The following is an 8,316-nucleotide window of genomic DNA, read 5'->3' on the forward strand; positions in this document are numbered from 1 at the left end:
CGTGACGACGACACGGGCCGGCGGCCGTCACGGGAGACCGTGGCGTGCCGCCGGCGCGGCCGTCGTCGTCACCCTTGCCATGATCGGCGCAGGCATGATCGGCGCCTCGTTGAAGACTCCGCCCGCTCCCCGCCCCCCGCAGCCGCTGGCCCAGGCCGGTCCCCAGGTCACCGGTCCGGCGGTCGCCGACAGCGACGTCCCATCCGTCGACGGGGAGGCAGCCCCGGCAGGGCTCACCCGATCCGCCCCGACCACCATCGAGATCCCTCGGATCGGCGTCGACGCGACGATCATGTCGCTCGGCACCAACCCGGACGGCACCGTCCAGGTTCCCCCGCTGGAGCAGGCCGACCAGGCTGGTTGGTACGAGCCGGGCGCGAGCCCCGGCGAGACCGGTAACGCGGTCATCGTCGGGCACGTGGACTCGGCGAAGCTCGGCCCGGCCGTCTTCTTCGACCTCGGCTCGCTCGTGCCCGGTGACACGATCACCGTGCGGCGGGCGGACGGTCAGCCGGCGACGTTCCGGGTCGACTCGGTGAAGTCGTACCCGAAGACGTCCTTTCCCACCGAGTTGGTCTACGGGCCGAACGACCGGCCCGGGCTGCGGGTGGTGACGTGCGGCGGCCAGTTCGACGAGACCGCGCGCAGCTACCGCGACAACGTGGTCGTCTTCGCCACCCTGGCGGCGTGACCCGGACGTACACGGGAAAGGTCCGGCCGGTCGGGGTTGACCCGACCGGCCGGACCGCGTCCGGCGTAGCGACTCAGGCGGCGGCCGACGTCCGCACCAGGGTGCGGATCTGGCGCAGCAGCACGGACAGCGCGGCGAGGTCCGCCCGCGACTCGTCGAACTCCCCCATCGCTCGCTGGGCCCGGTGGATCGACGTCGCGTTGGACTGTTCCCACTGCTGCACCCGCTCGTGCGGCGGCAACTCCTCCGGAGTGGAGTCGAGCACCTCCGCAGTGAGCGCCGCCAACGCGGCGTACAGGTCGTAGCGCAGCGCCATCCGCGCGAGGGTCTGCCAGCGGTCCTCACGCGGCAGCAGGGAGATCTTCGACAGCAGCGAGTCCACCCGGAACAGGTCGGAGAGCACGAAGTAGACCGAGGCCACCTCGCCGACGTCCCGCCCGCTGCGGGTCGCGGTCTCCACCACGTCCAGCAGGCCGAAGCTGTACATCAGCCGGGTCGCCCGCTCCGCCAGGTCGCGGGGCAGCCCACGCTCGGTCATCGAGTCGATGTGCGCCACGATGCCCTGCCGCTCGCTGCCGTAGAACAGCTCCTCCATCCCCGGCAGCAGCCGAGCCACCCCGTCCCGCAGGCGGGCGACCTCGGTCGGCACGTCGATCGGCGAACGCCGGTTGGTGACCAGCCAGCGCACCGCACGGTCGAGCAGTCGACGGGTGTCCAGGTAGACGCTGGTCTGCAACTCCGGAGACACCTTGTTGTCCAGCGCCTCCACCGCGTCCCACAGGTCACGCAGCCCGAACACCTCGCGGACCACCACGTACGCCCGGATCACGTCCGCGGCGCTGGCCGCAGTCTCCTCGACGACCCGGAAGACGAACGAGATGCCGCCCCGGTTGATCGCCTCGTTGACCAGCACGGTGGTCACGATGTCGCGGCGCAGCCGGTGCCGTCCCATCCGGTCGGCGAACCGCTCGCGCATCGGCGTCGGGAAATAGTTGACCAGGACCTCGGACGTCCACTCCTCGTCGGCCAGCCCGTCGGTGAGGATCTCCCGTTCAAGGACGATCTTCACGTACGCGAGCAGCACCGCGAACTCCGGCGCGGTCAGGCCCGACTCGCTGCGGACCGCCAGTTCCTCGTCCGGCGGTAGCGCCTCCAGCGACCGGTCCAACGCGCCGGACCGCTCCAACTCGTTGATCATCCGACGGTGCACCGGGAGCAGCGACGTGGCCTGGGCCTGGGCGTTGTTGATCGCCCGAGCCTGGTCGTAGTTGTCCCGCAGCACCAGCTCGGCGACCTCGTCGGTCATCGTGGCCAGCAGCTCGTCCCGGTCGGCAGTGGTCAACTCGCCGTCGGCCACCGCGGTGTTCAGCAGGATCTTGATGTTCACCTCGTGGTCGGAGGTGTCCACACCTGCCGCGTTGTCGATGAAGTCCGAGAAGATCCGGCCACCGGTCAACGCATACTCGATCCGGCCGAGCTGGGTCCAGCCCAGGTTGCCGCCCTCGCCCGCCACCCGGCAGCGCAGGTTGCGCCCGTCCACCCGGATCGCGTCGTTGGACTTGTCGCCCACCTCGGCGTTGGTCTGGGTGGACGCCTTGACGTATGTGCCGATGCCGCCGTTCCAGAACAGGTCCACCGGAGCGGTGACGATCGCCTTCATCAACTCCTGCGGCGACAGCTGCGTCACGTCGTCGTCGAGGCCGATCGCCGCCCCGACCTGCGGCGTGATCGGGATCGACTTCGCGGTACGCGGGAAGATGCCACCCCCGGCCGAGATCAGCTCCGGGTTGTAGTCCTCCCAGGAGGATCGGGGCAGGTCGAACAGCCGCCGACGCTCCGCGTACGAGGTGGCGGCGTCCGGGTCGGGGTCGAGGAAGATGTGCCGGTGGTCGAACGCGGCCACCAACCGGATGTGCTCGGAGAGCAGCATCCCGTTGCCGAACACGTCGCCGGACATGTCCCCGACGCCCACCACCGTGAAGTCCTGGGTCTGGGTGTCCAGGCCCAGCTCCCGGAAGTGCCGCTTCACGGACTCCCAGGCGCCCCGGGCGGTGATGCCCATCTTCTTGTGGTCGTACCCGGCCGAACCACCGGAGGCGAACGCGTCGCCCATCCAGAAGTTGTGCGCCACGGAGATCTCGTTGGCGATGTCGGAGAACGTGGCGGTGCCCTTGTCCGCGGCGACCACCAGGTACGGGTCGTCGCCGTCGTGCCGGACCACGTCGTCGGGCGGCACGATCTGCCCGCTGACGATGTTGTCGGTGACGTCCAGCATCGCGCCGACGAACTCCTGGTAGCAGGCGACCGCCTCGTCCCGGTCCCCCGGCTTCTGCTTCAGCACGAAGCCGCCCTTGGCGCCCACCGGCACGATGACCGTGTTCTTCACCATCTGCGCCTTGACCAGGCCGAGCACCTCGGTCCGGAAGTCCTCCCGACGGTCGGACCAGCGCAACCCGCCCCGGGCCACCGGCCCGAACCGCAGGTGCACGCCCTCGAACCGGGGCGAGTAGACGAAGATCTCGAACTTGGGGCGGGGCGCCGGCAGGTCCGGGATGGCCTGCGGGTCCAGCTTGAACGCCACGTACGCCTTCGGCCGCCCGCCGACCGGCTTCTGGTAGAAGCTGGTCCGCAGGGTCGCCTCGATGAGCGTGAGGTACGAACGCAGGATGCGGTCCTGGTCGAGGCTGGCCACGTCGTCCAGCGCGCCCCGGATCGTCTCCACCAGTTCCCCGCTGCGCTGCTGCCGCTGCTCGGCGGTCAGCTCCCCCGGCGCGAACCGCGTCTCGAACAGCTCCACCAACAGGCTGGCGAGCTTCGGGTACGCGATGAAGGTCTGCTCCATGTAGTCCTGCGAGAAGACCGTGCCGGCCTGCCGCAGGTACTTGGCGTACGCCCGCAGCACCACCACCTGCCGCCAGGTCAGCCCGGCGCGCAGCACCAGCTCGTTGAACCGGTCCACCTCGGCCTCGCCGCGCCAGGCCGCCGCGAACGCGTTCTCCACGTGCGGGCGTACCTCGGCCAGCTCGTGGTGCCCCTCGGGCAGCATCAGGCCGAAGTCGTACAGGTAGACCCGGCCGTCGATCCGGTCCACCTCGTACGGGTGCTCGTCGACCACCCGTACGCCGAGCGAGTGCAGCACGGGCAGCACGGCGGAGAGCATCATCGGCTCGCCGTACCGGTAGACCTTGAACCGCACGTTCATCTCGTCGGCCAGGTCGGCGCCGGGCACGCGGGTGCCCGGCCGGGGCGCGAGCTGCTTGCGGAACAGGTGCATCTCGAGCTGGCCGGGCTCCTCCAGCAGCTCCAGCTTGGCCAGGTCCTTCATCGCCTCGTACGGCGTGTGCCCGTCCTTGTAGCCCTCCGGGAACGCGTCGGCGTACCGGGTGAACAGGTGCTTGGCCTGCTCGTCGCCGAGCTTGCGCTCCAGCACCAGCCGGTAGTCGTCGTCCCAGAGTCGGGTGGCGTCGGCCAGCTCCTCGGCCAGCAGGTCGGCGTCGATCTCACCGGGCGGCCGGGTCGGATCGGTACGGACGATGTAGTGGATCCGGGCGAGCATCGACTCGGTGACCCGGGTCGTGTAGTCCACCCCGACACCGTTCAGCTCCCGCAGCAGGATCTCCTGCATGCGCAGCCGGTTCTGCGTGGTGAACCGGTCGCGGGGAAGGTAGATCAGGCAGGAGATGAACCGCCCGTACGCGTCGCGCCGCAGGAACACCCGCAGCTGCCGCCGGCCCGCCATCCGCAGCACACCGACCACCGCGTGGTACAGGTCGTCGGTCTTGATCTGGAACAGCTCGTCACGCGGATAGGTCTCCAGGATCTGGAGCAGGTCCTTGCCGGAGTGACTGCGCCGACTCAGGCCGGAGCGGTCGAGCACCTCGGCGACCTTGCGGCGCACCACCGGCAGCTCCCGGACGCTGGTCCGGTACGCGGCGGTGGAGAACAGGCCGAGGAAGCGCCGCTCACCGATGACCTCGCCGAACTCGTTGAAGATCTTGAAGCCGATGTAGTCCAGGTACGCCGAACGGTGCACGGTGGCCCGCGAGTTGGCCTTGGTGATGATGAGCAGGCGCTTCTCCAGCACCTTCTCGTGCGCCTCGGACGTCATCGACGACAGCGACCGGGCGTCCGGTGAGTCCGAGCGCAGGATGCCCAGCCCGGTGCCGAGCACGGCTTCGAGGGCCTTGCCGTCCACCGGGTCGGAGGGGTTCCCGTCCGGGGCGTCCACCAGCCGGTACTCGCGGTAGCCGAGGAACGTGAAGTGGTCGTGCGCGAGCCAGCGCAGCAGCTCCACCGAGTCGGTGATGTCCTTCTCCGGCACCGGCGGACGGTTGTCCGAGGTGCGGGCCGAGGCCAGCTCGTCGGCGAGCGCGAGGGCCCGCTGGCGCATCTTCGGCCAGTCCTCCACCGCCTCCCGAACGTCGGTGAGCACCCGTTGCAGCTCACGCCGCAACCGGTCCCGCTCGGCCGCGTCCCGGACCGGGTCGATCTCGACCCGCATCCAGCTCTCGACGATGTCGCCGGCGATCGCGTCGTCCGGTTCCACGTCCGCCGAAACCTCGGTGAGACGGCCCAGCGGCTCGCGCCGGACCACCACCAGCGGGTGCACCAGCAGGTGGACGTCCAGGTGGTACGAGTTGAGCAGCGCGGTCACCGAGTCGACCAGGAACGGCATGTCATCGGTGACGATCTCGACGACCGTGTGGTGCTGGTCGGCGTAAGGCTCGTGGATGCGGAGCTTCAACTCGCCGGGCACCCGCTGCTGCGCGAGGTCCCGGTGCGCACGGGCCGCGTCGAGCATCTCCTCCGCCGTGAACCCGACCAGCTCCTCGTCCGGGGCGAACCGCCAGAAGCGGCCGACCAGGGTCGCCGCGTCGTGGTCGTCCCCGGCGAGCGCGACGGCCTGGGCCACCAGCCGCTCCGCGTTGGGTACGGGCTCGTCGAGCTCGGCGTCCTCCACGTCGTCGGCCAACGCCTCGGTCGGCAGGCCCAGATCGTAGATGGTGTCGATGCTCGACCCGGTCAGCCCGGTGACGCCCGTGTCGAGCCGGCCGTAGCCGTCCCCGTCGGTCGCCGAATCGAAGCTGTCGTCGTCCCGGCCGGTGTCATTCTGCCGGAGGTCGGGTTCCGGTTTGATCGCCGGACGCCGGTCCATCGGTGCCACTCCCCTCGACCCACCGCGTTGTGGGTCACTCTGCCGCCCAGCCTAGGCCTGCCGTGTGCCGCCTACGTCAGCGGACCGCCAGCCGGACGTCGGATCGGGACTTCGTCCTTTCACCCGTTGCGGGTCCGAGGTTGGCCGGTTGCGGGATACCCCGCCGCGCGATGTTCATCACACCGGCCCGGCCCGTCTTTCCGCACGTAGAGGGCTTCACGGGACGTTGCGGACAGCGTTCGCGTACTACCGTGCAGGGCAGCACGAAATCGGAAGGACACCTTCATGACCTTGTTCTACCCTCACCCCCACCGGCCGAACCGCACACGACGGTTGGCCGCGCTCACCGCGTCCCTGCTCACCGCCGGTGTCCTGGCAGCGTGCTCCGGCGACGACGGACCGGACAAGGCCGCGGACGCCTTCCTCGCCGGCTGGCGCAGCGGCGACCTACAGGCGGTCGCAATGGTCGACACGACCGGCGCCAAGGTGCCGGCGGCCGAGGTGAGCAAGGAGATCCAGGAGCTGTCCGGCGAGCTGGCAGCCACCCCGCCCGCGCTCAGCCGGCAGGGCGAGCCGAAGATCACCAAGAACATCGCGACCACCACCGTCCGGGTGGACTGGTCGCTGCCGGGCCAGACCCACTGGACGTACGACCGGGAGCTACGGCTCGTTCAGGGCGACGACGACCAGTGGCAGGTGATGTGGGAGCCACGGGTGCTCCACGAGAAGCTCGTCAAGGGCGACCGGTTGGGGCTCCGCCGCGACACCGGCCCCCGGGCCGGTGTGCTGGACGCGGCCGGCAAGCCGATCGTGTCGCCGCGCCCGGTGGTGCGGGTGGGTGTGCAGCCCAGTGAGGTCACCGACATCGACAAGCTGGTCAAGGACTTCGACGCGGCCTTCAAGGCGATCCGTCCGGTGCTGGTCCCGGGCGTCGACCTGGCCGATCTACCCAAGCGCGTCGCCGAGTCGGATCCGGGTGCCTTCGTCGAGGTGGTGACCCTGCGCGAGGACGCGTACAAGCAGATCAGACCCCGCATCTACGACCTGCCCGGCACCAAGTTCGTCTCCGAGAAGCTCGACCTGGCGCCGACGCGGGAGTTCGCCCGCGCCCTGCTCGGCAGCGTCGACCAGGCGCAGGCCGACGACCTCGCCGCCCACCCCGACAGGTACGTCGCCGGCGACCTGGTCGGACACGGCGGTTTGCAGGGCCGCTACGACGAGCGGCTGCGCGGCGCACCTGGGCTGACCGTCCTGGTCGAGCGGCCCGCCGAGGACGGCAAGCTGGCGCCCACCGGCACCGAACTGTTCCGCCGCGAGCCGCAACCCGGCCAGGCGCTGAAGACCACCCTGGACGTGGCCACCCAGAACGCCGCCGACGGGGCACTGCGCGCGGAGTCGCACCGCGCCGCGGTGGTCGCGGTACGGGTCAGCGACGGCGCGGTGCTCGCCGCCGCGAACGGCCCCGGCTCGGCCGGCGAGAACCTGGCCTTCACCGCGCAGGTGCCACCGGGCTCCACGTTCAAGATGGTCAGCGCGTTGGGCCTGCTGGACCGGGGCGCGGTCACCCTGAACGGCCCGGTGGAGTGCAAGAAGACCTTCACCGTCGACGGTCGGTCCTTCAAGAACTCGAACAACTTCGAGCTGGGCTCCGTGCCGTTCCGCACCGACTTCGCGAAGTCCTGCAACACGGCCTTCGCCTCGCTGGCTCCGAAGCTCGGTGGTGACGGTTTGGCCGCCGCCGGCCGCTCGCTGGGGCTGGAGGGGCAGTGGGATCTCGGAGTGGACGCCTTCACCGGCAAGGTGTCGACCGGCGGTAGCCCAGCCGAGCAGGCCGCCGCGTCGTTCGGCCAGGGCACCACCCTGGTCAGCCCCCTGGCCATGGCCGGCGCCACGGCGGCCGTCGCCCGGGGCGCCTTCATCCAGCCGAAGCTGCTGGTCGACCCTGCGCCGGCGAAGCCGGCCGCGACCGACGGACCACTCAAGCCGCAGTCGGTCGAGGCCTTGCGCACGATGATGCGTGAGGTGGTCACCACCGGTACGGCCACCGCGCTCAAGGACGTCCCGGGCGGCGCGGTGTACGGCAAGACCGGCACCGCCGAGTTCGACGACAACCCGGCGCACACGCACGCGTGGATCGTGGGCTGGCGGGGCGATGTCGCGTTCGCCGTGTTCGTGGAGAAGGGCGGCTCCAGCACCGACACGGCCGTCCCGATCGCAGAGCGCTTCCTCCGCGCCCTCCCCACTTCCTGATCCCACCCCACCCCCTCCCCCGTCCTCGTCGATCAAGAAGTTTGCGTCAGATTTGAGCGGAATCTTGACGCAAACTTCTTGATCACCGAGTTGAGCGGGGGGGGGCGGGAGGGGCTGGGGGGCTGGGGTTAGTCCTTGTCGCCTCTGGCGAGGTGGCCCGTTCCGGGCTGAAAATCGTGTCGGTCGCTCGCTGACGTCGTGCTTCCTTGATCCGTACGAG

Annotated in this window: 3 protein-coding genes; 2 read left to right on the top strand and 1 reads right to left on the bottom strand. The window is 70.2% G+C overall.

All coding sequences use genetic code 11. The features are described 5' to 3' along the window. Position 1: 1 nt before the first annotated feature. On the top strand, positions 2-691 hold the full coding sequence (locus ACGFH9_RS26050; protein ID WP_393224086.1) for a class F sortase: 690 nt from the start codon (positions 2-4) through the stop codon (positions 689-691). A 73-nt stretch (positions 692-764) separates the two neighbouring features. Here ACGFH9_RS26050 and ACGFH9_RS26055 read toward each other — a convergent pair whose 3' ends face one another. Then, positions 765-5,846: an NAD-glutamate dehydrogenase gene (locus ACGFH9_RS26055; RefSeq protein ID WP_393224089.1), complete on the bottom strand. Its 5,082-nt coding sequence runs from the start codon at positions 5,844-5,846 to the stop codon at positions 765-767. 285 nt (positions 5,847-6,131) lie between these two features. On the opposite strand from ACGFH9_RS26055, the gene ACGFH9_RS26060 reads away from it, so the two are divergent. Beyond that, complete coding sequence (locus ACGFH9_RS26060; protein ID WP_393224092.1) at positions 6,132-8,096, top strand: penicillin-binding transpeptidase domain-containing protein; 1,965 nt, start codon at positions 6,132-6,134, stop codon at positions 8,094-8,096. Positions 8,097-8,316: the final 220 nt, after the last annotated feature.

Origin of the sequence: Micromonospora sp. NPDC049102 (genome assembly GCF_043197485.1) — a bacterium.
Taxonomy (GTDB): Bacteria; Actinomycetota; Actinomycetes; order Mycobacteriales; family Micromonosporaceae; genus Micromonospora.

Bases quoted from the DNA above. Each gene is read 5' to 3' on its own strand.
- ACGFH9_RS26055 (WP_393224089.1), bottom strand. From the start codon at position 5,846: ATGGACCGGCGTCCGGCGATCAAACCGGAACCCGACCTCCGGCAGAAT.
- ACGFH9_RS26060 (WP_393224092.1), top strand. From the start codon at position 6,132: ATGACCTTGTTCTACCCTCACCCCCACCGGCCGAACCGCACACGACGG.